The following is a 734-nucleotide window of genomic DNA, read 5'->3' as shown; positions in this document are numbered from 1 at the left end:
GAATTAGCCATTGAACTGGGACTGGAACCGAGCCACAAAAAGGTCGTCAATTTTCGCAACATCCAGGAACGTATTCGCCAATTAGAGAGTCAGCGTATCACGCCAGTCATTGTCCTGGATGAAGCCCAATTTTTGTCAATGGACATCTTTGAAGAACTGCTTCTTTTTATTAAATTTTCAACGAGATACGGTCTCAAACACAGTGGTCTTACTTATTGGCACTGCCAGTCTGCTGGATAAATTACGGTATGCGTCCTTAGAGGCCTTAAGGCAACGGGTTATTTCTATTTATCACTGTACGGGTATTCAGCANNNNGTTTAAGGCGGTTGGATCTTTTAACAACAAAGGTTTTAGAAATAGGTGTAAAACAGCAACAGGTTCAAATCACCCTGTCTTTAATTGAATCGGCAACGGCCGAAATCTTATTTTGATCGGTATAAGGATCGTGTCTAATGGAAGAACAGGAAATATGGCAAGAGATCGAAACCTGTTATTTTGAACAAACGTATTCTCCCACATTGAAACTTTATATCCCACAACTCGTTCAGGCATATAAAATTTCCAGCTAGGAAGCGTATTTGTTTTCCTATTCACAGACCAAGCAATTAATTGAAACAGCCATACAGCAGGAAGAAAGAGTTCCGTCGTCTTTTGAATCCAATGGATTTATGGAAGATCAGGATGTCTCATTTTAATGGAAAACAGAAAGAAAGTCCGAAGAGAAAGGAGCATA

1 protein-coding gene is annotated in these 734 nt (G+C 39.9%); it reads left to right on the top strand.

Features of this window, described 5'->3' with window-relative positions; translation table 11 throughout:
- A partial coding sequence (locus ABFX15_RS03705) for an AAA family ATPase (protein ID WP_346024155.1) occupies window positions 1-240 on the top strand: 240 nt, incomplete at its 5' end.
- Window positions 241-734 lie beyond the last annotated feature (494 nt).

The sequence above is a fragment of the Alkalibacterium indicireducens genome (genome assembly GCF_039522005.1).
Lineage (GTDB): Bacteria > Bacillota > Bacilli > Lactobacillales > Carnobacteriaceae_A > Alkalibacterium > Alkalibacterium indicireducens.
Note: the sequence above shows the minus strand (reverse complement) of the source record. Positions and strands in the feature narration are given on the sequence as shown.